Here is a 22,794-nt window from a genome sequence, read left to right as displayed (position 1 = left end):
GCGCTGCGAAAAATCAATTTTAGAAATTTAATTCCATAACCACTGATCAGATGAAATTCATAGGTGAAGTAACCCATTTGTCACAAAAAGGGCTAGGTGTAATTAAAAATGAAGAGGAAGGCATTTCCTATTTTGTGTTTGGTACATGGCCGGGAGATTTGGGTGAATTCGAGGTTATCGATCGACCGTTGAATAATAAGAAGTATGGCTATGCCAAACTTATTCAACTCATCAAACCATCTGACCAAAGGCAGCAGCCTGAATGTACTTTTCTTGGTTCCAATGAAGATTCTTGTTCGGGTTGTCCCTGGATGATTGCAAATTATGAGAGTCAGCTTGAGCAAAAACGAAATCGTTTGATTTATGCGGTGAAGAGAGCTGGATTTAATATGGAGAAATGGAATGTACCTCCGGTACATCCTTCCCCTTTTCTATTTGGTTATCGCAATCGCTTCCAAGTTAAAACTGATGGTGAGAAATTAGGTTTTGTTGCCGAAGGGTCCCATAAGATTGCTCCAGTGGGAGATTGTATTGTGTTGAACGATACTTGCAGGAATCTTCTGCAAGGAATGTTGGCGAGTTTGCCGCGCGAAGATTGGGTACCTGGCGCTGGCTATGACTGGAATTTTATCGATCTGGATGATGATTTGCCGGTTGAAAATATTCAACTCAATCAGAAACGCCCTTTTAAGCAGGGTAATAGCGCACAAAATGAATGGATCAAAACCTGGCTGCGTACCAAACTCAAAGAAAATACCAATGTAGGCAAGGTGATTGAGCTATTTTGCGGATCAGGCAATTTTACCGAGGTGGTCGCTGAGTCCGAGTGTAGTGAAATTATTGCTTATGAATCAAGCCTCGATGCCATCATGCGACTCCGAGCAAAGAATCTGCCCAAGGTAGATGCTCGCCCGGTCGATCTGTTTAAGCCCTTTATTTGGAAGATACTAAGGAAGAGTATTTCAGATGCAGATACGCTGGTGCTCGATCCACCACGCGCCGGACTCAAAAACATAAAGGGTTTTTTTGAGCATTTTGTTTCGTTGAAGACGATTTACTACATCTCCTGCGATCCGGAAACATTTGCTCGCGATACCTGGTCTTTTTCAAAAAAAGGTTGGTCGATTATTGATATTCGGCTGGTTGATCTTTTTCCCCATACGCCGCATGTGGAAACACTCGCGGTATTAAAAAATAAAGTTTAACAATAATTAGCACGTCTAAACCAATCGATTGCATCCTTAATCGCTTCCGCAGCCGGTCGGGATTGGTAGCCAAGTTCACGCGCGGCTTTTGCGCTGGTGAAGAACATCTTCTTTTTGGCCATATGGATACTGTCAACAGTAGCGCGCGGTTCAGTTTTGGTGATTTTAGCAACCATCTCCATAGTATGCGCGATCGGTAGCATGAGTTTGACTGGGATGCTTTTGCGTTTGGTGGGTTTGCCGGTCAGGTCATCGATGGTCTGAAGTATTTGTAATAATGTCATGTTGTCACCACCCAGAATATAACGTTCGCCAGGTTTCCCATATTGAAAGGCAAGCAGATGGCCATGCGCAATGTCATCAACATGTGCGACATTTAACCCAGTATCAACGTAGGCCGGCATTTTTCCGCGCAGTGTGTCGAGCACAATGCGCCCTGTTGGGGTAGGTTTGACATCACGCGGCCCAATGGGCGTGGAGGGATTGACCGTGACCAATGGCAATTGATGTTCACGCACGAGTGCTTGAACCGCTTGCTCGGCCAGAAATTTTGAGCGTTTATAGTGTCCGGCTATCGATGCAAGAGTGGAGGGTGTTTCTTCATCTGCCGGTAAGTTGTTTGAGTTTAATCCTAGCGTGGCAACACTACTGGTATAAACCATGTGGTTTATACCCGCTTCTGCAGCTGCGAGTATCAGTGCTCTAGTGCCGTTGACATTTACGTCGTACATGATAGTCGGATTAGGCACCCAAAGACGATAGTCTGCTGCGACATGGAACAGGTTATGGCAGCCTGTGACTGCACGTTTTAAAGAGGTGACATCACGTAGGTCACCTTCTGAGATCTCGATGGGGAGTTTCATCACATTGCGCCGATCACTTCCCGGTCTGACGAATGCACGTACTTCATGATCGGCGGCTAATAAGCATCTTACTACTGCTGAGCCAACGAAACCATTTGCACCAGTTACCAGAGATTTCATAGTGGGCCACTTTACGTCGTTAGAAAAAATAAGAAGCTATGCGTATTTACGTTCTTTTAGCCCTACTGTTAAGAGAGAACGAAGTCATTCCATTTCTAAATCAAATTTGACTTTGTCGACTTCTCCTTGCCATATTATTTATGCTGTCTGCGGCTTGGCTTCGTGTCATGTTTGATTTGGAAATGGAATCAGAATCTTCTACACTTTTTTACCCAGAAGATCAACTTCTGGCAGATGTCGCGAGGTAAATGCAAATATCCGTTGCAACGCCCAATCTTGACTGGCTAATGCACTGGTAATCAGCACGGTTGCTTTGACACTCCTTCGTGAAATTTTGACTTGAGTGCCTTCCATGAAGGAACGGTTTTGATTAATTTTGTTCAGAGTCAGAACAGCCATACCCAGTGCCCACAGGCAGAAGCGGCGTATCCCTGTTTCCTTGGGTGGGATCATGCAGGTATAAGTCAGTGCATTACATAAATGAGCCTTGGCGATGCCGATTAATACCCCAAGACCATCATGAAATCGAGGATCAGTGCATCCTAATTGCAATTCATTGAGATCAAACCCTTTTTCCCCGAAAATATCTTGTGGTAACCAGCAAGCTCCGCGTTTTCTATCTTCCCAGATATCTTTCAGGATATTGGTCATTTGCAGACCTTGACCAAACGAAACAGCTAATTTCATGAGTGCAGGTTTGTTGCGATTGATTTCTTCCGAATAATCACAGAACAGTTCGGTCAACATTTCTCCCACAACGCCCGCAACATGATAGCAGTAGCGATCAAGAGCTGCTAAATCCTTCAACCCGGCCAGTGATTCGGTATCTTGATAATCAGCCATGCCTTGTCCCATGATGTAAATACAACGCTCCAATGCCTTGCGCTGAATGGGATTGAAGCTATGTGTGATGCGTATTACAGCAGGCGTATTTTTGATCAGGTCATGTTCGGCAGGTATTGTATGATCAGAAAGCAGTGGAAATAATTCTTCTGCAAATGCTTCGGCTGCGACATTTCCACTGACAACTTGGATAAACATTTCGGCAAACTTGCGTGTTTGCTCAGAGGATAAGCCGTTATCGTCTTCCACCGTATCCACAATACGGCACAATAAATATGCATTGCCGATGACTGGGTAAAGTGAAGGAGGAAGCTGTGGGATCGTAAGCGCAAAGGTACGGGAAACCCCCTGCAGAATGCGTTCCTGGTAGTGATTATCTTCAATGCTGGCAGGGTGGGCCATGGTATAAGTTGTCATAAATCGATCTTGGCATCTAACTGTAACAAACAACGTGGATTTACTTATACTGATTCATAGCTGATCTCAATCCAGTATCTTTTCAGAAGCAATAAGTTGTTCTACTGTTTCCCGTGCACGAATCAAATGGACAGCATGACCATCTACCATGACTTCTGCAGCCCGTGGCCGAGTATTGTAATTTGAACTCATACTCATTCCATAGGCACCGGCTGACATGACAGCTAGCAAATCATCTTTTGTTAAGCTTAGCTGGCGATCGTGTCCAAGGAAATCTCCCGTTTCACAGACAGGCCCTACCACCTGGTAAGTATTAATTTCACCTGGCTTTTTAACGATCGGCAATATCTCATGGTACGCATCGTACAGCGCTGGACGCACCAGATCATTCATCGCAGCGTCCACAATAGCAAAATTTCGATGGGGGGCGTGTTTAAGATATTCGACACGCGTCAGTAATAGGCCAGTATTGCCAACTAATGAGCGGCCAGGCTCAATAAGTATGCGTTGCTTACGTTGACCAACACTGTTACATAACGCTGTCACATAATCTTTGATTGGTGGAGGTGATTCTTGGTTATAACGTATGCCCAGTCCCCCTCCCAAATCCAGATGTTCAATACGTATTCCTTGTTTTTCCAAACGATCCAGTAGGTCCAGCATTTTATTACTGGCTTCGATAAATGGGTCGATTTCAGTGAGCTGCGAACCGATATGGCAATCCAGACCGGTGATGTGAACGTGAGTAAGTTCGTGTGCTGCAGTATGATAAATTCGTTCTGCTTCGGTCATGGGAATACCGAATTTATTTTCTTTGAGACCCGTCGAGATATAAGGATGAGTTTTAGCATCAACGTCGGGATTAACTCGAAGACTTACCGGCGCAACTTTATCCATTTCCTTTGCAAGCTGGTTAAGACTCATCAACTCCATTTCTGATTCGACATTGAAGCAAAGAATGCCTGCAGCAAGCGCCGCACGCATTTCATCCTGATTCTTACCTACACCAGAAAATACAATTTTTTGGGGGTCTCCGCCAGCTTTCAATACCCGTTGTAACTCGCCACCGGAAACAATATCAAAACCACTCCCTAGACGGGCAAGAATGTTGAGAATGGCCAGATTGGAGTTGGCTTTGACTGCATAGCAGATAAGATGATCCCGCCCCGCGAAGGCGCGGTTGAATTCTTGATAAGCGGCAGTCAACGCGGCGCGCGAATAAACATAGCAGGGCGTGCCGAATTCTTTCGCAATCTCGATTAAGGAAGCCGATTCAGCGAAAAGTTGATCATGTTGATAGGTAAATGATGTAAATTTGCTCATTGATTTTTTTGTGTCTCCTCAGAGGGTTGTGGTGCTGGAGGGGGTTCTTTTTGGGGAAAATAGAGCGGCCCTTTTGTGCCACAAGCAGTCAGCCAGAGAGATATTAAAGCAACGATATACAGTAGACGCACGAGATGCATATAGAGTTAGAAGTGACGGATATTATCACAAGCGCGTCACAGAGAGGTTGTGAAATGAAGTTTCGTTATAAATCTCTTGTACCCTAATTTACCTGTATTATGTGTCTAATGGTGTACTTATTTCGTCATCTATCTATTAATGGGTCCCGTTGCTGTATTCCGTCTGCGTAGCGCTTAAAGTGCTCGCTACATTTTTTGGGATTCTATGTGAAATACCGTGGGTAAGTAAACTGAGGTTTGCCGTATAAGAAATAAATCATATTAATGAAGTTGTTAATATTTCGGTAGTGTCTAGCGCACTATTTGGCAAGTTGAATTTTGTTATCGATGCCCTCGAGAATGCCATTGGTCAGCCGGAATTCAATAAAGTGAAAATATCGTTCCAATGGGAGGTCACAGTTTTAGCAAAAGCCTGAGAAGCTGGAATTCTGGCTTGATTGATTTCATTACGCCACTGTGTAAGAAAAGCGTGTGCACTGTATTTGCCCGGCATATTCCATGGATCATTGAACAGTGTTTGAGGTAGTAGACTTCTCTCAAAGTAGGATAGTGGCGCGTGCCCACGGTACTGCTACATTAACCACAATGCTTGATGAAGTCTTTATGCGGGAACTACACAAGGCAAATCATTACCGTTCAAAAAATGAGGTCAGGGATGTTAAATCTGTCAGGTAATGTATTTCCTAGAATATGTGGTAATCATATATTTTAATAAATGTATTATATGACTGATTATTATAGGTATTTATTAGCTACTGTATGGTGGCGTGGTTAAACCTCTGTCACCATCTTTACCTTCTAACTTGATTTCAGTCATCAAATTTTCAGCAGTTTGATCAAGCTTACCACCCGCAGCTAGATGCTGTGCATACCAAACTACGATTAACCTGAGCACAGCATTTTCACCTGATGCAAAAAGATGGTGCGCTCTCAATCCGTTTAGATTACAGATTCTCTCGATAACCTGAATGTTGAATGATATCTGACCGTCATCATTAAAGTTTAATTTAAGGTCAGCAAAGGTTAGATTGTCTGGAATAGTGATTTCTAGCATATCAGTATTGACCTATTTCTGGTATCGCCCTGTTCAAACTTTTAGAGTAAGCAAAAATTTCTACGGTAAGAACTTTGGTAAGAGCTGAAGTAAGTTGCTTAGAATCTTATCTTATTTATCATTAAGTTAATACATTTCTTTTGGTGGGGAATTTTTCTTTGCCAGATGATCGCTAAGCCATTTGCTTAACTTATCCGATACAGTATTACTTGCTGAGATCAAAGCAGCGACTGCGCCAGTAGCATCGGCGGAAGGTGTAACTTGTTCGCTAGAAAAGTTTTCTTGAGCGAGTAATAGGCGTGAATTTCGCTCGATCAGGCTTGCACGCAATCGAATGATAGCCCGACTATTGTCTGGTTGATCAAATACCTGAGTAAATTCCTCAAGTTCGATAAGCAACGTATAGTTTGCCTTCAAGCTGTCATGACTACTGATAATACCTTTACGGGTAACAAGGTAATCTTTAATTCGCCAGGTGAGCAGTTTTGCAGGTGAAGCAACCCAACGACTGTTGGCATAAGCATAGGATCGTGCCGGATCATGATAGGAGAGTCGATACTGGATTGCTGGATTATCCAGCCATATAGGAGCATTAATGTCTGCCACGAAAATGCTTGTGTTAAAGGGAGTTAAGTTGCTATGGTCTGCAGGATGCTGTAGGCCAAGATCATAGACGGCTACTGGAGAATTTTTCTGCGGTGTTAAGGTACAGCCAGTAAGCAACAAAAATACAATAACGAGTTTGATCATGGCATGATCTTCCGTGGCGGCACAAAACCGCTTTCTCCAGGGCCAGGCAAAGCAGGAGGACTACCAAATAGCAAACTTTGCGGCTGCTCTTCAAATTTAAGCACCATACGGTTGATACTGTAGGAGCTTTCTGTAATGGCCGTGCTGACTTCTCGCAATTTCTGCAAAGTATCAGCGAGTTCCTGGGTATTCTGTGTCAAGCCATCTACCAGGCCGTTTTGCTGATTGATTTTTGCTAGGGCTTGATTGATATCTGAAAAGAGCTGATTGGTCTGCTTAAACACAAGTCCAACCTCAGAAGTTAAATCAGGTATGGATTTAATACCTGATTGTAGCTGATCTGCCAAATTATCGTAGCGGCGGACAGCTTGTGCGAAACTGGTCAGAATAGTATTGATTTGCGTCTGGTTCTCTTCGTTTAACAGAGAATTGATGCGTTTAATAGCTTGGTTAGAAGTTTTGACTAAATCTTCGAATGAACTGGATAGTTCTTTGACGAAAGAGGGGCGCAAAGGGATACGTTCATCTGGTGATAATTGCTCGGTATCAGGTTCTTTACCTTCGATATTCATTTCGATAAAGGCGAGTCCAGTCAATCCCACGGTAGCTAATTGTGCATAGATATTTTTAGGGAAAACGATATGGCTGCTCACGGCGATGCGTATTAAGATCAGATTGGGATTCTCTGGATCGAAATCAATTTCTTCGACTTTGCCGACTGGAACACCACGATAGCGAACCGATGATTCAGGATTCAATCCTGCCACGGAACCCTCTTTCGATACCAGAATATAGTGGTCGTGAAGGATCTTCTGCTCACTAAACCACATGACAGCGGCAGCGGCTGCCATGCCAAGGATAATTACGAATAAACCCGCTGCAAGTGCATGGGCCCGGTTTTCCATTTATAGTCCTAATGAGATCAATGCCGATAGATATAGGTATTATGACACCAGGTCAAGAGGTAAGTCAGATATTGACGCTTATTACTTTGTTCGTGATCTGGGTCAATTTTACAACACTTCAATGGGATTTTGATAGACCATTGAGAATTTCTGCGCAGTAAGACTTGACACAAGTATTTTCTGCGGTAGTGTAGTGTAATCAAACTCTCAATTCTTACAGGAAAAACGATGCTTCAGTCTTTTTTACTGCTAATTTTTTCGTTGATAGGGATCATAGTAATCATTTTAGTGATTCCATTCTTGCGTCGTAACCTTGTTTCCAATTTCCTATTGAAAATTTTCCGCAAAATTCTTCCTCAGATTTCACAGACTGAACGGGAAGCACTCGATGCAGGTACAGTGTGGTGGGAGGGAGAGCTATTTAGCGGTAAACCAGATTGGCACAAATTACTGGCTTACCCCAAACCTGCTCTCAGTCGGGAGGAAAAAGCATTCCTGGATGGGCCCGTCGAGCAGCTTTGTGCGATGCTGGATGAATGGCATATTACCCACGAACGTCAAGATTTGCCACCACACGTCTGGCACTTCATTAAGGATAATGGATTCTTCGGCTTGATTATTCCTAAGGAATATGGGGGATATGGTTTCTCAGCATTGGCGCATTCTGAGGTGGTGATGAAAATCGGTTCGCGCAGTAACACGGCAGCAGTGACCGTCATGGTGCCAAATTCACTGGGGCCGGCTGAGTTACTACTGCATTACGGCACTGAGGAGCAGAAAAACTATTATCTGCCCCGTTTAGCGAAAGGTATTGAGGTGCCTTGTTTTGCCTTGACCGGACCCGAGGCAGGCTCTGATGCTGGCTCGATACCTGATCTAGGTATTGTATGCCGGGGTGAGTATAACGGTCAGCAAGATGTACTCGGCATGCGTGTTACTTGGGAAAAACGATACATTACGCTAGGGCCGGTTGCTACTATCCTCGGATTGGCTTTCAAGCTACGTGATCCGAACGGATTGCTCGGGGATCAAGAAGATCTTGGTATTACTTTGGCATTGATTCCTACCCGTACGCCAGGCGTGAACATCGGCCGTCGCCATTTTCCGTTGAATGGAGCATTCCAGAATGGCCCAAATTCTGGCAAGGATGTATTCATTCCTATGGAGTGGGTAATCGGTGGGCGTGGAGGGGTGGGTAATGGTTGGCGGATGTTGATGAACTGTCTGGCCTCAGGACGTTCGATATCGTTGCCTGCTACCAGTTGTGGTGCCGCCAAATTGGCTGCACGCACAAGTGGTGCTTACGGGCGGGTGCGTGTGCAATTCAAGACACCCATTGGTTTCTTTGAGGGGGTGGAAGAAGCACTGGCACGCATTGCTGGCAACACCTATATGATGGATGCAGCTAGAGTCATGACTGCTGGAGCAGTGGATCTGGGCGAAAAACCGTCAGTAATTTCAGCTATTGTTAAATATCATTTGACCGAGCGCGCTCGGCAAGCGATTATCGATGCTATGGATGTGCATGGGGGCAAAGCCATTTGTCTGGGACCGGGCAATTATCTGGCCCGCACCTATCAGCAAATTCCCGTAAGTATCACAGTTGAAGGTGCTAATATCTTAACGCGGAATATGATCATATTCGGCCAGGGTGCAATTCGTGGCCATCCCTACGCATTGCAAGAAATCAATGCAGCTAATGATCCAGACAAGAAGCATGCTTCGATTGCATTTGATCGGGCACTGATAGGGCATATCGCTTTTAGTCTGCGTAATATTTTCCGTAGCTTCTTTTTTGGTTTGAGCAGCAAATATATTAAAGGGGTGCCAGAAGGTGTTCTGAGCGATACTACCGATTATTACCAACAATTGACTCGTTTTTCCGCCGCGTTTGCTTTATTTACCGATATTGCCATGCTAAAACTGGGCGGAGCACTTAAACGGAAGGAAAGGATATCCGCAAGACTCGGCGATATTCTCAGTATGATGTATTTGTGTTCTGCAACACTGAAGCGTTTTGAAGATGATGGACGGCCTGCTGCAGATTTACCGCTGTTGCATTGGTCGATCCAGGATGCACTCTATCGTATTCAGCAGACATTCGATGAATTACTGAAAAACTTTCCGGGAAACTGGCTGATGAAGGGGATGATGCGAATACTCGTGCTCCCATTAGGGAAGCGATTTGCACCACCTTCAGATGAGCTTTCACACACAGTTGCTCGACTGATTCTGGAGCCTGGAGAAGTGCGTGATCGTCTGACAACAGGTATTTATATTCCTACGGCCGACAAAGAACCATTAGTACATCTTGAACAAGCTATGGAATGTGCCGTAGCATGCGACGCCATCGAGATAAAATTGCGCAACGCAATTAAGGCAGGGCAATTGACTACATCTAATAATGAAAAAGTGGCCGAGGCACTGGAGCGTGGCATCATTAATCAAGAAGAAGCGGCATTACTCGAAAAGATGAAAGTACTGCGACGCCGCGTGATTATGGTCGATGATTTTTCTCCTGATTTTGGAAAAACGGCAGGCACGACATCATAAAAAATAATCCTAAATTTTTCAGTGGGGCGAGATGGGGGTGTGGTTTTGCGAGTGCAGGGCAAGGCGCAACGACGCGGAATAGTTGCTCCATTCCAAGGAGTTGCAACGCAATCATGTGCTTGCAAAATCGTGCAATCTGTCCCGGCACGGAAACACCCAGAAGATGAGAATGAAATTATAGGAAAATCTATTATATTCATAATGTTAACACCAGAACGAGCGATCATCTGAGGAACCTAGGATAATAATAGGGCAGGATTTTTACGAACAGTGTTGTCAATATAAACAGGGAGAAAACGTGACAAATCATCAGCGCAGCAAGGCAGATGTCATTCCGGTAGAAGTTGCTAAAACACTGGATGGTTTGTTCAGAGAGCGAGTGCGTCGTTCACCTCAATTAGTGGCGTATCGCGATTTTAATGTCGAGACTGAGAAATGGTGTGATTACACCTGGGCTGAGATGGCGCAAGGAGTGGCGCGTTGGCAAACTGCCATGTCGCATGGAAATTTGTCTCCTGGTGATCGGGTCGCGGTAATGTCGAGAAATTGTCCACAGTGGGTGATGTTCGAACAGGCAGCCATCGGACTGGGTTTGGTGGTAGTGCCGCTTTATACCGAAGATCGTGCTGAGAATGCAGTCTATTGCTTGCAGGATGCGGGCGTCAAACTGTTGTTGGTGGAGAAACTGGCGCAATGGGAAGCATTTTCTCCAGTAAAAGATCAGCTCAACGAGTTATCACGCATCGTGATCATGACTTTATCCGAGCAGGAAGCGCTTCAAGTAAAAGATGATCGGGTCATTGCGCTGAGTAAGTGGTTGCCGGAGCAGGCGGGGGATACCCAGCATCGGAACAACGATCCGCATGCACTAGCGACGATCATCTATACCTCAGGCACAACAGGGCGTCCCAAAGGAGTTATGCTCAATCATCATAATATCCTGACCAACGCCTATGCTTCTGCTCAGGTCGTAACCATAACACCCGATGATTTGCTGCTTTCGTTTTTGCCGCTGTCGCATACATTAGAGCGTACTGCTGGTTATTATGTGCCCATGATGTGTGGTGCCACCATTGCTTATGCCCGCTCGATTCAGCAGTTACAAGAGGATTTACTCACGATTCGCCCAACCGTCCTTGTTTCGGTACCACGCATCTATGAGAGAGTGTATGCAGGCATACGCGCTAAACTGGATGAGGGATCAGCGCTGGCTAGAAAATTATTCGATTCGGCAGTAGAAGTGGGTTACAGTCGATTTGAACATCAGCAAGGGCGTGATTCCTGGCATTTGTCTCATTTGCTATGGCCATTGCTGGATAAGCTGGTGGCACGGAAATTGATGGATAAACTGGGGGGGCGTTTACGGCAGGCGATGAGTGGAGGGGCAGCACTCTTACCTGAAATTTCACGTGTTTTCATTGGCTTAGGATTACCGATATTGCAAGGTTACGGCATGACGGAAACGAGTCCGGTGGTTTGTGCCAATCGTCTTGATAATAACTTGCCCTCGAGTGTTGGTTTACCTATCTCCGGAGTGGAAGTCAAACTCGGTGAGCACGGTGCCTTGCTGATTCGCGGCCCTAATGTCATGCTCGGCTACTGGAACAATCTAGAAGCGACGCGGGTTATCATCTCTGATGACGGCTGGTTGAATACGGGAGATATTGCCAGTATCGATGAACAAGGACGCATCACGATTACTGGGCGGCTAAAAGATATTATCGTGACCTCGACGGGTGAAAAGGTGTCGCCAACCGATATGGAAGCCGCTATTCTGCGGGATCCGATGTTCGAGCAAGTCATGATCATTGGCGAAGGGCGCTCTTATTTGAGTGCATTGGTAGTATTGAGCAAGCGTGGCTGGGAAAGTGTTGCTGCACAGTGTCAAGTGCCAGCGGACCCGCAGCAAATGACGAAAAATGAGCAAGCAGAAGAAATCGTGCTGGAGGTAATTAGCCGGCAAATCCGTGAATTTCCAGGGTATGCCAAAATATATCGTGTGGCTTTAATCCCTGAGCCGTGGACAGTGGCGAATGAAATGCTGACACCTACCTTGAAATTAAAGCGGTCAAAAATTCTGGAGCGCTATAAAACTGAGATAGTGCGTTTATATGCTGGGCACTGACAAAAATGAACTATCTTTGAATTACCTCTAATTAGTTATAAGCCGACAATGCCTAACATTCCGTATGATTCTGCACTACACGTTCCCTTGCCAGAAGGTCAACCCATATTGCGTACGGTACCGATGCCATCGGATACCAATTATGCGGGTGATATTTTCGGTGGCTGGATCATGTCGCAAGTCGATACTGCAGGTAGTATTCCCGCCATCCGGCGAGCACGAGGGCGCGTCGCAACAGTAGCTGTTAATTCTTTTGTATTTAAACAACCCGTGTTTGTGGGCGATATCGTCAGCTTCTACGCCAATATCATCAAGATAGGACGTACTTCGATTACTGTCGCTGTATCGGTTTACGCGCAACGCGGAGCACGGGAAGGTGGGAAAGAGATTTGCATCAAAGTGACCGAAGCGGTGCTGACTTACGTGGCTATCGATGAAAATCGGCGGCCAAGGATGGTGCCTCAGGAATAGGTGCAGCGCACTATTGAGCGCTTTTCACTCATAGTCGGCCTAAGATAAATTTTATTCTCAGTGTGGTAATTATCATACCGTGAGTCACGAATCTCTAGTCTGCTCCAAAATCCTGGGTTTATCCATCACTTCGGTGGAGCTAGCAAAGTTTGCTGAAAAGAAAACTAAATCGCAAAAAGAGCAGAATGACACTAACAAATCACTCAAGGGGTTGTATCTAAGTCAAAGGTAAGATTGTCACCAGTTTTATTTTTGCCATTTACACACGCCTGCCAAATTGAGAGTGTCTCTCTATAAGCTACCAATAAATTATTTGAAATAGGTTACAAGAATGCCAACTTTACCAAAGCGCTCCCGTATCTACCAGAATCATCATTTTGACAGCACCCGTTGGGATTATTTCGAGTCGCGCGACGATGACATCATCGTGGCAACATCATACAAGGCGGGCACGACCTGGACTCAGGCTATTGTCGCACATCTTCTTTTTCCAGATGGAAATTTCCCGGCTGCACCGGCGGAAATGTCGTCATGGCTGGATATGCGAATTATGCCGCTTGAAGTGATTTTGAATAGACTGAAAACACAGACGCACCGTCGCTTCATCAAGACGCATTTGCCGCTCGACGGTATGTTTTATAACGAGAAGATCAAGTACCTTTACATTGCCCGTGATGCGCGGGATGTTTTCATGTCGTTATGGAATCACTATAAGGGTATGAAGGATGAGTTCTTTACGTTGATGAATATGCTGCCTGGCCGTGTGGGTGATGAGTTGCCGCGTCCACCAGATGATATCCATACTTTCTGGCAGAATTGGATAACGCGCGGTTCGTTCGAATGGGAAACCGATGGCTGGCCGTACTGGTCGCATCTTTCCAATGTACAGTCTTGGTGGAATTTTCGTCACCTTCCTAACATTCAGCTATTCCACTACAACGACATGCTCGAAAATACCGAACGAGAGGTTCGTCGCATGGCCGCATTTCTGGAAATCGATGTGCCTGAGAATGCCTGGGTGGACATTATCAAGGCTGTTTCCTTTGCGGAGATGAAGCGCCAGGGGGAGTTGTATGCGCCAGGGGGTGGTCATTTCTGGAAGGGCGGAGCGCAAACTTTTCTTCATAAGGGAACAAATGGTCGCTGGCGTGATGTTCTTTCTGACAAGGAGATGAGTCTCTATGAAGCTGCTTGTGATCGAGCACTCACCCCTGAGTGTCGTGAATGGCTCGGAAATGGTGGCACGATCTAATTAATTAGAATCCTACTCCAGGTGGTGAGTGCTTCTTGAGACAGTGGTAAAGGCTGCGACCTTTGGTAAATTACGATCATGTTATTGCGCTTAACCTGGATATTTCGCCAATCTAGCGAAATATCCAGGTAAAATTAATTTGAATAAGCTTTAATTGTTGAAAAAAAATTAACACAAACACAACATTGTTTCCATACAATGTCAGTATTGCTCAGGATTGACAAATTACATTGTCAAAATATAATCTATCTTCAAGTAGTTATCTCTGTGAATTACGTATTTAGTGAAGAAATCATCCATTTTAACTGGTCAAATTGCTTAACTCATAGTGTGTCAAGAGATTGACGCAGTGCTTATTCACGAGTAGCATTTCTTGTTCTGATACTAAAGGATAAGAGGATGCGCACAAAGTTGGTTGTTGGTAACTGGAAAATGAATGGTAATTTTGTTCAGAACCAGGAGTTGCTCAATGCAGTCATTCCAGGGACTAAAGAGTTACGGAATGTTATATGTGCAGTTTGTGCGCCATATCCTTATATACCAGCGGTGCAGCTTGCTCTGAAAGATACTCATATATTTTGGGGTGCGCAGAATGTCAGCCAATTTGATTTAGGTGCTTACACAGGTGAAGTAGCAGTAGAAATGTTGCTGGATTTTGCCTGTCGTTATGTGATTGTTGGACATTCCGAGAGACGGTCTTTATTTGGTGAGGATAACCATACCGTGGCCGAGAAGTTTAAGAAAGCCCAGAGCGCTGGTTTGATACCTATTTTATGTGTCGGTGAGACATTGGCGCAACGTGAGATTGATGAAACGGAACGAGTGATAGAAGAACAGCTCGATGCAGTGATTAAATTAACGGGTATTAATTCGTTAACGCAATCAGTTATTGCTTATGAGCCTATATGGGCAATTGGTACGGGCAGAACGGCTACTCCTGCGCAAGCTCAGAGTGTCCATGCGTTCATACGCAGCAAGATAGCTACGCAAAACACAGAAGTGGCAGATAACTTGCAGATTCTTTATGGAGGAAGTGTAAAAGCGAGTAATGCCAGTGATTTATTTGCAATGCCTGATATCGATGGAGGATTGATAGGAGGTGCTTCGTTGATTGCTAATGAGTTTATTTCAATCTGTTCAGCCGCACAGCAATGATTTTTAAAGAGTAAAAAATGGAAAAAATAGTTTGGTCGGTACATCTGGTAGCAGCGTTGGTAGTTGTTGTTTTGGTTTTATTGCAGCATGGAAAAGGCGCAGATATGGGAGCTGCATTTGGCAGTGGCTCGGCTGGAAGTCTTTTTGGTGCGAGTGGTTCAGCTAATTTTTTGAGCCGAACAACTGCTTTGGCAGCTACAGTATTTTTTATCACTAGCTTATCACTTGCTTATTTTTCTGGTAGTGGAACTGAAAGTGCCAGTGTAATGAAACGTTTTGAAGTGGACTCTGCTGAAGTGAAAGATGCTGAAAAAACAACAGATGCGAAACCTTCTTCTGAAATACCAGTAGATGATAAAGCCTCTAAGGCCAGGGAAATACCGGAATAATTAATATGTTGTTGGTAATTGGATTTAATCTCTATATTGAGTGAATTTTGTTGTTTGTTCGGAAATAATTGGCCGATGTGGTGGAATTGGTAGACACGCCGTCTTGAGGGGGCGGTGGCGAAAGCTGTGCGAGTTCGAGTCTCGCCATCGGCACCATTTCATGCTAATAGGATTGGTGGTTACGCAAGTAAATAAATAACGAGAATAACAATTATGCTAGATACAATGCTTGGTAATTATTTTCCAATTTTACTTTTCATTTTGGTTGGGTTATTAGTGGGTGCGTTATCCATGTTAGCAGGCTGGTTGTTTGCACCCAATCGACCCGATAGTGAGAAATTGTCACCCTACGAGTGTGGTTTTGAAGCGTTTGAAGATGCGCGTATAAAATTTGATGTACGCTATTATTTGGTGGCAATATTATTTATTCTGTTTGATCTGGAAATTGCATTCCTTTTCCCTTGGGCAGTTGTATTAAATGAAATTGGTATGTTTGGCTTTATTGCAATGTTAGTATTTCTCAGCATACTTATTGTAGGTTTTATTTACGAGTGGATGAAAGGCGCCTTGGAGTGGGATTGATATGATGGACGGTACAGTAGATAAAGGATTTATAACCACTAGTCTTGATTCTGTAATTAACTGGGGTCGTACTGGATCAATGTGGCCAATGACTTTTGGGCTTGCTTGTTGTGCAGTGGAAATGATGCAGACCGGGGCGTCACGATATGACTTGGATCGATTTGGAATAGTTTTTCGTCCTAGTCCGAGACAGTCAGACGTAATGATTGTAGCGGGAACGCTATGTAACAAGATGGCTCCTGCATTACGTAAGGTTTATGATCAGATGGCTGAGCCACGTTGGGTTATTTCCATGGGCTCCTGTGCAAATGGAGGTGGTTACTACCACTATTCATATTCTGTCGTTCGTGGATGTGATCGGATTGTGCCAGTTGATATTTATGTTCCAGGATGCCCGCCTACTGCTGAAGCTCTCCTTTATGGAATCATTCAGCTCCAAAATAAAATCAAAAGAACAAATACTATTGCCCGCTAGGTTCTAACATGTCGATTAGTCGTTTGGAAAAACTCTCTTCATCCTTGCAGAGCGTGCTCGGTAGTAAACTGGTAAGCTTGAATCAGCGCTTACATCAAATAACCATTCTGGTACGATCACAAGATTTATTGGATGTGGCAAAAGTGTTGCGCGATCACCCTGAACTGAATTTTGATACGCTCATTGATTTGTGTGGTGTGGATTATTCTGCCTATACTCATGATTCCTTTGCGGGAGAGGGTCGTCAAAACAGGCGTTTTGCCGTTGTGTATCACTTGCTTTCGGTAAATCTCAATCATCGATTACGAGTAAGAGTATTTGTCGATGATGATGAATTTCCGATGGTCGATTCAGTAATGGGTATTTGGCCAGCAGTCAATTGGTTTGAGCGTGAAGCATTTGATCTTTACGGTATCATTTTTTCCAATCATCCAGATTTAAGAAGAATCCTCACTGACTATGGTTTTATTGGTAATCCATTCCGTAAGGATTTTCCGTTATCTGGATATGTAGAGATGCGCTACGATGCTGATCAGAAGCGAGTTATTTATCAACCCCTCACAATAGAACCTCGAGAGATAACACCTTATGTCGTCCGCGAGGATCATTACGCTGAAGAAAATAAGGTCGACTAAACATGAAATCAAAACATATCTTTTTTGATGTTAGGATTGCTTAGGATATGGCTGAAATACGTAATTACACCATGAATTTTGGACCGCAACACCCTGCTGCACACGGTGTTTTACGGTTAGTGATGGAATTAGATGGTGAAGTAATAAGGCGAGCAGATCCACATATTGGATTGCTACATCGTGCCACAGAAAAATTAGCTGAAAACAAGACCTATATTCAGTCAGTACCTTATATGGATCGACTGGATTATGTTTCCATGATGGTAAATGAGCATGCGTATGTAATGGCAATTGAGCGGCTATTACAAATCGAGGTTCCTTTGCGAGCTCAGTATATACGGGTCATGTTTGATGAAATAACGAGAATATTGAATCATCTGCTCTGGCTAGGAGCGCATGCGCTAGATGTGGGAGCAATGACCGTATTTCTCTATGCATTCCGTGATAGAGAAGATTTGATGGATTGCTATGAAGCCGTGTCGGGTGCCAGACTGCATGCAGCATATTACCGACCTGGTGGCGTATATCGAGATCTGCCTGATACAATGCCTCAATATCAGGTGTCGCAAATCCATGGCGAAAAAGAAACAAAAAAAAGAAATGAAAATCGTCAGGGATCATTGCTCGATTTCATCGAAGATTTCACTAATCGCTTTCCGAAATATGTCGATGAGTACGAAACACTCCTGACTGATAATCGTATCTGGAAACAAAGATTAGTGGATATTGGTGTAGTTACGCCGGAGCGCGCCAAAGCTTTGGGTTTTACGGGTCCAATGCTGCGTGGTTCCGGAGTGGCATGGGATTTGCGCAAGAAACAGCCATATGAAGTCTATGCCCAACTTGATTTTGATATACCGATAGGGGTCAATGGCGATTGTTATGATCGCTATTTAGTGCGTATAGAAGAAATGCGGCAATCCAATCGGATTATCAAGCAGTGTATTGAATGGCTGCGTCACAATCCTGGTCCAGTTATAACTGATAATCATAAGGTTGCACCTCCTTCGCGTGTGGCCATGAAACAAAACATGGAAGAATTGATTCATCACTTCAAGTTTTTCACTGAAGGTATTCATGTTCCACCTGGCGAAGTATATGCTGCAGTTGAACATCCCAAAGGGGAATTTGGTATCTATATTATCTCTGACGGTGCTAACAAACCCTATCGTTTAAAAATTCGTGCACCAGGATTTGCTCATTTAGCGTCTATAGATGAAATGTCACGTGGTCACATGATTGCTGATTTAGTTGCGATTATAGGTACACAAGATATTGTTTTTGGTGAAATAGACAGATAAATAGAAGAAAAAATGTTAAGCACTGAGTCCTTGGAAAAAATAAATCGAGAGATTGCAAAATACCCTACTGACCAGAAACAATCGGCAGTCATGTCCGCACTTGCTATTGCGCAGGATGAGAAAGGCTGGCTCGCTACCGAAACCATGGATTTCATTGCCAAATATTTAGGTATGCCAGCTATTGCAGTATATGAAGTTGCAACGTTTTATAACATGTACAATTTGAAGCCGGTAGGTAAATATAAGCTTACAGTATGTACTAATCTACCGTGTGCTTTGTCGGGTGGAAATGATGCAGCGAATTATTTAAAGCAAAAGCTTGGAATAGGATTTAATGAAACTACTGCTGATGGACTCTTCACCCTAAAGGAAGGAGAGTGTATGGGGGCGTGCGGAGATGCTCCCGTTTTGCTGGTTAATAACAAGCAAATGTGTAGTTTTATGTCCAATGAGCAAATAGATCAATTGCTGGAGGAATTGCGCAAATGACTCAGTCTGTTCAAGTGATTCTGGCCGATGTGAATCCCACTGATCCTGAGAACTGGAGATTGAAAAGCTATCTTAAGCGTGATGGTTACGCTGCTCTCAAAAAAATTATTGCAAATAAGATCCCCCCTGAAAATGTCATTGAAGAGGTTAAAAAGTCCGCATTGCGAGGTCGTGGGGGTGCAGGATTCCCAACAGGCTTGAAATGGAGTTTCATGCCCCGTCAATACGAAGGGGATAAGTATCTGGTATGCAATTCAGATGAAGGTGAGCCGGGTACATTTAAAGATCGCGACATCATGCGATACAATCCGCATATCTTGATTGAAGGTATGGCGATTGCCGCTTATGCCATGGGGGTTAAAACGGGTTACAACTATGTTCATGGTGAAATCTGGGAAACCTATGAGCGCATGGAAGAGGCTGTCGAAGAAGCACGCCTAGCTGGTTTTCTTGGGAACAATATTCTAGGTTCGGATTTTAGCTTCCAGCTTTATAATCACCACGGCTATGGCGCGTATATTTGCGGTGAAGAGACGGCATTACTCGAATCTATAGAAGGCAAGAAGGGACAGCCTCGCTTCAAGCCTCCGTTTCCTGCAAGCTATGGTCTTTACGGTAAACCAACAACTATCAACAATACCGAAACATTTGCTTCAGTGCCTTGGATCATCCGTCATGGTGGAGAGAAATACTTACAGTTAGGGAAACCCAACAATGGCGGCACTAAGATTTTTTCGATATCAGGTCATGTTAATAAACCAGGAAATTATGAAGTGCCCCTAGGCATCCCTTTTGCGGAACTATTAGAAATGGCAGGGGGTATGCGCGGTGGCAGAAAGCTAAAAGGGTGTATTCCAGGAGGGTCTTCGATGCCTGTTCTGCCGGGTGATGTGATGATGAAAACGGATATGGATTATGACTCAATCGCTAAAGCTGGGTCAATGCTCGGTTCCGGCGCGGTAATTATCATGGACGACACAACCTGCATGGTGAGAGCGCTGGAGCGCCTATCTTATTTTTATTATGAAGAATCCTGCGGTCAGTGCACGCCGTGTAGGGAAGGAACAGGCTGGCTTTATCGTATTATCAATCGTATAGAGCACGGGAAAGGCAGGCCTGAAGATCTGGATCTGCTCGACAATCTGGCTGACAATATTCAAGGGCGCACCATTTGTGCATTAGGTGATGCAGCGGCAATGCCCGTGCGCGCAATGCTGCAGCATTTTCGGGATGAGTTTGTGTATCACATTGAGCATAAGAAATGTATGGTGTGATGAGCACTAACTCGATATGTTTTTTTTATGTGTGATTAATCCGAGAGTTTGTAATCGATGATCAATATCGAAATCAATGGTAAGCAAGTAACTGTACCCAAAGGTGGCACCGTAATGGACGGTGCAAGGCAGCTCGGGATTTATATTCCTCATTTTTGCTATCACAAAAAGTTGTCGATCGCTGCGAATTGCCGCATGTGCTTGGTACAAGTAGAGAAAGCACCTAAACCCTTACCTGCTTGCGCGACACCAGCAACGGAAGGAATGAAAGTCTATACGCACTCTCAGCAGGCAGTAACGGCGCAAAAAGGTGTAATGGAGTTTCTGCTTATCAACCACCCGCTGGATTGTCCCATTTGCGATCAAGGTGGTGAATGTCAATTACAAGATCTGGCGGTTGGTTATGGAGCCAGTGAATCCCGTTACCAGGAAGCAAAACGGGTGGTCACAAATAAAAACCTGGGCCCGCTTATTTCAACAGATATGACGCGCTGCATACATTGCACACGTTGTGTACGTTTTGGTCAGGAAATTGCAGGGATCATGGAATTAGGCCAGGCAGGTCGTGGTGAGCATTCAGAAATTTTGGCGTTCGTTGGGAAAACGGTTGATTCAGAATTATCAGGTAATGTAATAGACCTTTGTCCAGTAGGTGCTCTGGTCAGTAAACCATTTCGTTATTCTGCCCGTACCTGGGAGTTATCGCGCAGAAAATCGATCAGCCCTCATTGCGGTTTAGGTAGTAACTTAATTGTGCAGGTAAAAATAGACAGGGTAATGCGAGTCTTACCCCGCGAGAATGAAGAAATTAACGAATGCTGGTTATCGGATAAAGATCGTTTTTCCTACGAAGGATTAAATTCGGAAGATCGTTTGACCACTCCCATGATCAAGCGTAATGGTCAATGGCATTCGTGTGATTGGCCGGAAGCACTGATATTTACTGTTGATGGCTTGAAATCAGTGATGGAAAGACACGGTGCAAAGGGTATCGGAGCTTTAGGATCGGCTCATAGCACCTTGGAAGAGCTCTTTTTATTACAAAAATTAATACGAGCGCTAGGGGGTGGAAATATAGATCATCGTGTGCGCCAAGCGGATTTCCGGGCTGATAGCAACCTTCAGGGAGTGCCATGGCTAGGTATGAACATCGCTGATGTTCAACAATTGAAATCAGTTCTGATCATTGGCAGTACCTTACGCAAAGATCATCCTCTTCTGGCTCATCGTTTTCGGCAAGCAGTGAAAAATGGAGCGCAACTCAACATTATTAATCCGATGGACGATGATCTATTAATGAGAGTCGCGAATCGTGCAATCGTTGCACCTTCTGAAATGGTGAATATGTTGGCGCGAGTTCTTAAAGCGATGATTGAGGCTAAATCTAGTGAAGGGATTTCTAAGCATATCATGCAGTCACTGGAAGCAGTGAACGTTACTGATGAGGCACAAACAATTGCAAATAGCATGCTGACTAATAGTCCTGCTGCAATTTTTCTGGGGAATATAGCTCAACATCATCCATTCTATGCAGATATCCATGCGATCGCACAAGTAATTGCCAAATTAGCAGGAGCGAGCTTTGGATTTCTCGGTGAGGCTGCAAACAGTGTAGGTGCATATCTCGCAGGAGTCATTCCAAATCAAGGTGTATTGGGATCTGAAATCAAGCATACTGAGTCTCCATTCAATGCAGCGCAAATGCTTGGTAATAGCCCGAATAACGCTGTACCTCCTTGCCAGGCTTACATACTCATGAATCTGGAACCGGAACTTGATGCATACAATCCGCAGCAAGCGATGAAAGTAATTGACAATGCTGAATTTGTTGTTTCTCTGAGCTCTTTTAGAGGCAATATTACCAATTATGCGGATGTGATTTTGCCTATTGCTCCCTTTACTGAAACTTCTGGAACATTTGTGAATACAGAGGGGCGGGTGCAAAGTTTCAACGGTGTAGTTTCACCATTGGGAGATACACGTCCTGGCTGGAAAGTTTTGCGAGTACTGGGTAATTTGTTGCAGTTAGATGGCTTTGATTACGAAACATCGGAGCAAATTCGCGCACAGGTTATTCCAGCTGAAGATGTCATCACAAGATATCTTAATAATGATTTAAAAGATTACGCGATAAATATACCTTCCGAGGAAATGATTGGTTTGCAGCGCATTGGAGAAGTTCCAATTTATCAAGCAGATCCCATTGTGCGACGTGCTGAATCTTTGCAGCTGACTAGTGATGCGGCACCACCGAAAGTATGGTTACCCACTGTATTGCTTGAGCAGCTTAATGTGAACGAAGGCGAGATAGTTAGATTAAAACAGGGTGATGGTGAAGTACAGCTTGAAGTAGCGTGTGATGATGAGCTGCCTTTCAATTGTGTGCGTGTAGCTTCCGCGCATTCCAATACTATAGCCCTAGGTGCGTTGTTTGGAGAAATTTCAGTAGAAAAATTATAAAAATACGAGTGAG

21 protein-coding genes, 1 tRNA gene and 1 pseudogene are annotated in these 22,794 nt (G+C 44.3%); 15 read left to right on the top strand and 8 right to left on the bottom strand.

Going from position 1 to position 22,794, the window contains the following annotated elements; translation table 11 throughout:
- The first annotated feature begins 50 nt into the window (after positions 1–50).
- Positions 51–1,205, top strand: coding sequence for an RNA methyltransferase (locus tag R2Q26_RS02695; RefSeq protein ID WP_317534857.1), 1,155 nt, complete (start codon positions 51–53; stop codon positions 1,203–1,205).
- On the opposite strand, the gene hpnA is transcribed toward R2Q26_RS02695, so the two are convergent.
- The 8 genes and pseudogenes from hpnA to R2Q26_RS02655 form a co-directional block, all read right to left on the bottom strand.
- Positions 1,202–2,188: a hopanoid-associated sugar epimerase gene (gene hpnA / locus R2Q26_RS02690; RefSeq protein ID WP_317534856.1), complete on the bottom strand. Its 987-nt coding sequence runs from the start codon at positions 2,186–2,188 to the stop codon at positions 1,202–1,204. The two genes, R2Q26_RS02695 and hpnA, sit on opposite strands and share 4 nt — an antisense overlap.
- Positions 2,189–2,386: 198 nt before the next feature.
- Positions 2,387–3,448 (bottom strand): phytoene/squalene synthase family protein, encoded by a 1,062-nt coding sequence (locus tag R2Q26_RS02685; protein WP_317534855.1) that lies wholly within the window; start codon positions 3,446–3,448, stop codon positions 2,387–2,389.
- Positions 3,449–3,514: 66 nt separating this feature from the next.
- The gene (gene lysA, locus R2Q26_RS02680) at positions 3,515–4,771 is read right to left on the bottom strand and encodes a diaminopimelate decarboxylase (protein ID WP_090567295.1); all 1,257 of its coding nucleotides are present in this window, start codon (positions 4,769–4,771) and stop codon (positions 3,515–3,517) included.
- Positions 4,768–4,911, bottom strand: a complete 144-nt coding sequence (lptM, locus tag R2Q26_RS02675) for an LPS translocon maturation chaperone LptM (protein WP_317534854.1) — start codon at positions 4,909–4,911, stop codon at positions 4,768–4,770. The genes lysA and lptM overlap by 4 nt, the downstream gene beginning before the upstream one ends.
- A 203-nt stretch (positions 4,912–5,114) precedes the next feature.
- Positions 5,115–5,442, bottom strand: a pseudogene (locus R2Q26_RS02670) (transposase); the annotation flags it as partial.
- 217 nt (positions 5,443–5,659) lie between these two features.
- Positions 5,660–5,965, bottom strand: a complete 306-nt coding sequence (locus R2Q26_RS02665; RefSeq protein ID WP_317534853.1) for a hypothetical protein — start codon at positions 5,963–5,965, stop codon at positions 5,660–5,662.
- A 126-nt stretch (positions 5,966–6,091) separates the two neighbouring features.
- Positions 6,092–6,715: an ABC-type transport auxiliary lipoprotein family protein gene (locus tag R2Q26_RS02660; RefSeq protein ID WP_090567287.1), complete on the bottom strand. Its 624-nt coding sequence runs from the start codon at positions 6,713–6,715 to the stop codon at positions 6,092–6,094.
- A complete protein-coding gene (locus R2Q26_RS02655; protein WP_317534852.1) occupies positions 6,712–7,620 on the bottom strand; it encodes an MlaD family protein in 909 nt (302 codons plus the stop codon). The genes R2Q26_RS02660 and R2Q26_RS02655 overlap by 4 nt, the downstream gene beginning before the upstream one ends.
- 228 nt (positions 7,621–7,848) lie before the next feature.
- Between R2Q26_RS02655 and R2Q26_RS02650 the strand changes: the two genes are divergently transcribed.
- The 14 genes from R2Q26_RS02650 (at position 7,849) to nuoG (ending at position 22,781) form a co-directional block, all read left to right on the top strand.
- The gene (locus R2Q26_RS02650; RefSeq protein ID WP_317534851.1) at positions 7,849–10,173 is read left to right on the top strand and encodes an acyl-CoA dehydrogenase; all 2,325 of its coding nucleotides are present in this window, start codon (positions 7,849–7,851) and stop codon (positions 10,171–10,173) included.
- Between the two features lie 298 nt (positions 10,174–10,471).
- Entirely contained in the window at positions 10,472–12,298 is a 1,827-nt protein-coding gene (locus R2Q26_RS02645) for a long-chain fatty acid--CoA ligase (RefSeq protein WP_317534850.1), read from the top strand.
- A 48-nt stretch (positions 12,299–12,346) separates the two neighbouring features.
- Positions 12,347–12,769 carry an acyl-CoA thioesterase gene (locus tag R2Q26_RS02640; protein WP_317534849.1) on the top strand — a complete coding sequence of 141 codons (423 nt, stop codon included), beginning with the start codon at positions 12,347–12,349 and terminating at the stop codon, positions 12,767–12,769.
- A 331-nt stretch (positions 12,770–13,100) separates the two neighbouring features.
- Positions 13,101–14,021 (top strand): sulfotransferase domain-containing protein, encoded by a 921-nt coding sequence (locus R2Q26_RS02635; protein WP_317534848.1) that lies wholly within the window; start codon positions 13,101–13,103, stop codon positions 14,019–14,021.
- A gap of 399 nt (positions 14,022–14,420) precedes the next feature.
- Positions 14,421–15,176, top strand: a complete 756-nt coding sequence (gene tpiA, locus R2Q26_RS02630; protein ID WP_317534847.1) for a triose-phosphate isomerase — start codon at positions 14,421–14,423, stop codon at positions 15,174–15,176.
- A gap of 17 nt (positions 15,177–15,193) precedes the next feature.
- Positions 15,194–15,565 (top strand): preprotein translocase subunit SecG, encoded by a 372-nt coding sequence (gene secG, locus R2Q26_RS02625; protein WP_317534846.1) that lies wholly within the window; start codon positions 15,194–15,196, stop codon positions 15,563–15,565.
- A gap of 71 nt (positions 15,566–15,636) precedes the next feature.
- Positions 15,637–15,721, top strand: a tRNA-Leu gene (locus R2Q26_RS02620).
- A 69-nt stretch (positions 15,722–15,790) separates the two neighbouring features.
- On the top strand, positions 15,791–16,147 hold the full coding sequence (locus R2Q26_RS02615) for an NADH-quinone oxidoreductase subunit A (RefSeq protein ID WP_090567332.1): 357 nt from the start codon (positions 15,791–15,793) through the stop codon (positions 16,145–16,147).
- Position 16,148: 1 nt separating this feature from the next.
- Positions 16,149–16,622 carry a NuoB/complex I 20 kDa subunit family protein gene (locus tag R2Q26_RS02610; RefSeq protein ID WP_090567260.1) on the top strand — a complete coding sequence of 158 codons (474 nt, stop codon included), beginning with the start codon at positions 16,149–16,151 and terminating at the stop codon, positions 16,620–16,622.
- An 8-nt stretch (positions 16,623–16,630) separates the two neighbouring features.
- Entirely contained in the window at positions 16,631–17,257 is a 627-nt protein-coding gene (locus R2Q26_RS02605; protein WP_317534845.1) for an NADH-quinone oxidoreductase subunit C, read from the top strand.
- A gap of 47 nt (positions 17,258–17,304) precedes the next feature.
- Positions 17,305–18,558 (top strand): NADH-quinone oxidoreductase subunit D, encoded by a 1,254-nt coding sequence (locus R2Q26_RS02600; RefSeq protein WP_317534844.1) that lies wholly within the window; start codon positions 17,305–17,307, stop codon positions 18,556–18,558.
- A gap of 12 nt (positions 18,559–18,570) precedes the next feature.
- A complete protein-coding gene (gene nuoE, locus R2Q26_RS02595; RefSeq protein WP_317534843.1) occupies positions 18,571–19,047 on the top strand; it encodes an NADH-quinone oxidoreductase subunit NuoE in 477 nt (158 codons plus the stop codon).
- On the top strand, positions 19,044–20,321 hold the full coding sequence (gene nuoF / locus R2Q26_RS02590) for an NADH-quinone oxidoreductase subunit NuoF (protein WP_317534842.1): 1,278 nt from the start codon (positions 19,044–19,046) through the stop codon (positions 20,319–20,321). The genes nuoE and nuoF overlap by 4 nt, the downstream gene beginning before the upstream one ends.
- A gap of 57 nt (positions 20,322–20,378) precedes the next feature.
- Positions 20,379–22,781 carry an NADH-quinone oxidoreductase subunit NuoG gene (gene nuoG / locus R2Q26_RS02585; protein ID WP_317534841.1) on the top strand — a complete coding sequence of 801 codons (2,403 nt, stop codon included), beginning with the start codon at positions 20,379–20,381 and terminating at the stop codon, positions 22,779–22,781.
- The last annotated feature ends 13 nt before the right edge of the window (positions 22,782–22,794 follow it).

It is taken from the genome of Nitrosomonas sp. Is37 (genome assembly GCF_033063275.1).
In the GTDB taxonomy this organism is placed as follows: Bacteria; Pseudomonadota; Gammaproteobacteria; order Burkholderiales; family Nitrosomonadaceae; genus Nitrosomonas.
This window is presented reverse-complemented; position numbering and strand designations above follow the sequence as displayed.

Bases quoted from the DNA above. Each gene is read 5' to 3' on its own strand.
- R2Q26_RS02695 (WP_317534857.1), top strand. From the start codon at position 51: ATGAAATTCATAGGTGAAGTAACCCATTTGTCACAAAAAGGGCTAGGT.
- hpnA (WP_317534856.1), bottom strand. From the start codon at position 2,188: ATGAAATCTCTGGTAACTGGTGCAAATGGTTTCGTTGGCTCAGCAGTA.
- R2Q26_RS02685 (WP_317534855.1), bottom strand. From the start codon at position 3,448: ATGACAACTTATACCATGGCCCACCCTGCCAGCATTGAAGATAATCAC.
- lysA (WP_090567295.1), bottom strand. From the start codon at position 4,771: ATGAGCAAATTTACATCATTTACCTATCAACATGATCAACTTTTCGCT.
- lptM (WP_317534854.1), bottom strand. From the start codon at position 4,911: ATGCATCTCGTGCGTCTACTGTATATCGTTGCTTTAATATCTCTCTGG.
- R2Q26_RS02665 (WP_317534853.1), bottom strand. From the start codon at position 5,965: ATGCTAGAAATCACTATTCCAGACAATCTAACCTTTGCTGACCTTAAA.
- R2Q26_RS02660 (WP_090567287.1), bottom strand. From the start codon at position 6,715: ATGATCAAACTCGTTATTGTATTTTTGTTGCTTACTGGCTGTACCTTA.
- R2Q26_RS02655 (WP_317534852.1), bottom strand. From the start codon at position 7,620: ATGGAAAACCGGGCCCATGCACTTGCAGCGGGTTTATTCGTAATTATC.
- R2Q26_RS02650 (WP_317534851.1), top strand. From the start codon at position 7,849: ATGCTTCAGTCTTTTTTACTGCTAATTTTTTCGTTGATAGGGATCATA.
- R2Q26_RS02640 (WP_317534849.1), top strand. From the start codon at position 12,347: ATGCCTAACATTCCGTATGATTCTGCACTACACGTTCCCTTGCCAGAA.
- R2Q26_RS02635 (WP_317534848.1), top strand. From the start codon at position 13,101: ATGCCAACTTTACCAAAGCGCTCCCGTATCTACCAGAATCATCATTTT.
- tpiA (WP_317534847.1), top strand. From the start codon at position 14,421: ATGCGCACAAAGTTGGTTGTTGGTAACTGGAAAATGAATGGTAATTTT.
- secG (WP_317534846.1), top strand. From the start codon at position 15,194: ATGGAAAAAATAGTTTGGTCGGTACATCTGGTAGCAGCGTTGGTAGTT.
- R2Q26_RS02615 (WP_090567332.1), top strand. From the start codon at position 15,791: ATGCTTGGTAATTATTTTCCAATTTTACTTTTCATTTTGGTTGGGTTA.
- R2Q26_RS02610 (WP_090567260.1), top strand. From the start codon at position 16,149: ATGATGGACGGTACAGTAGATAAAGGATTTATAACCACTAGTCTTGAT.
- R2Q26_RS02605 (WP_317534845.1), top strand. From the start codon at position 16,631: ATGTCGATTAGTCGTTTGGAAAAACTCTCTTCATCCTTGCAGAGCGTG.
- R2Q26_RS02600 (WP_317534844.1), top strand. From the start codon at position 17,305: ATGGCTGAAATACGTAATTACACCATGAATTTTGGACCGCAACACCCT.
- nuoE (WP_317534843.1), top strand. From the start codon at position 18,571: ATGTTAAGCACTGAGTCCTTGGAAAAAATAAATCGAGAGATTGCAAAA.
- nuoF (WP_317534842.1), top strand. From the start codon at position 19,044: ATGACTCAGTCTGTTCAAGTGATTCTGGCCGATGTGAATCCCACTGAT.
- nuoG (WP_317534841.1), top strand. From the start codon at position 20,379: ATGATCAATATCGAAATCAATGGTAAGCAAGTAACTGTACCCAAAGGT.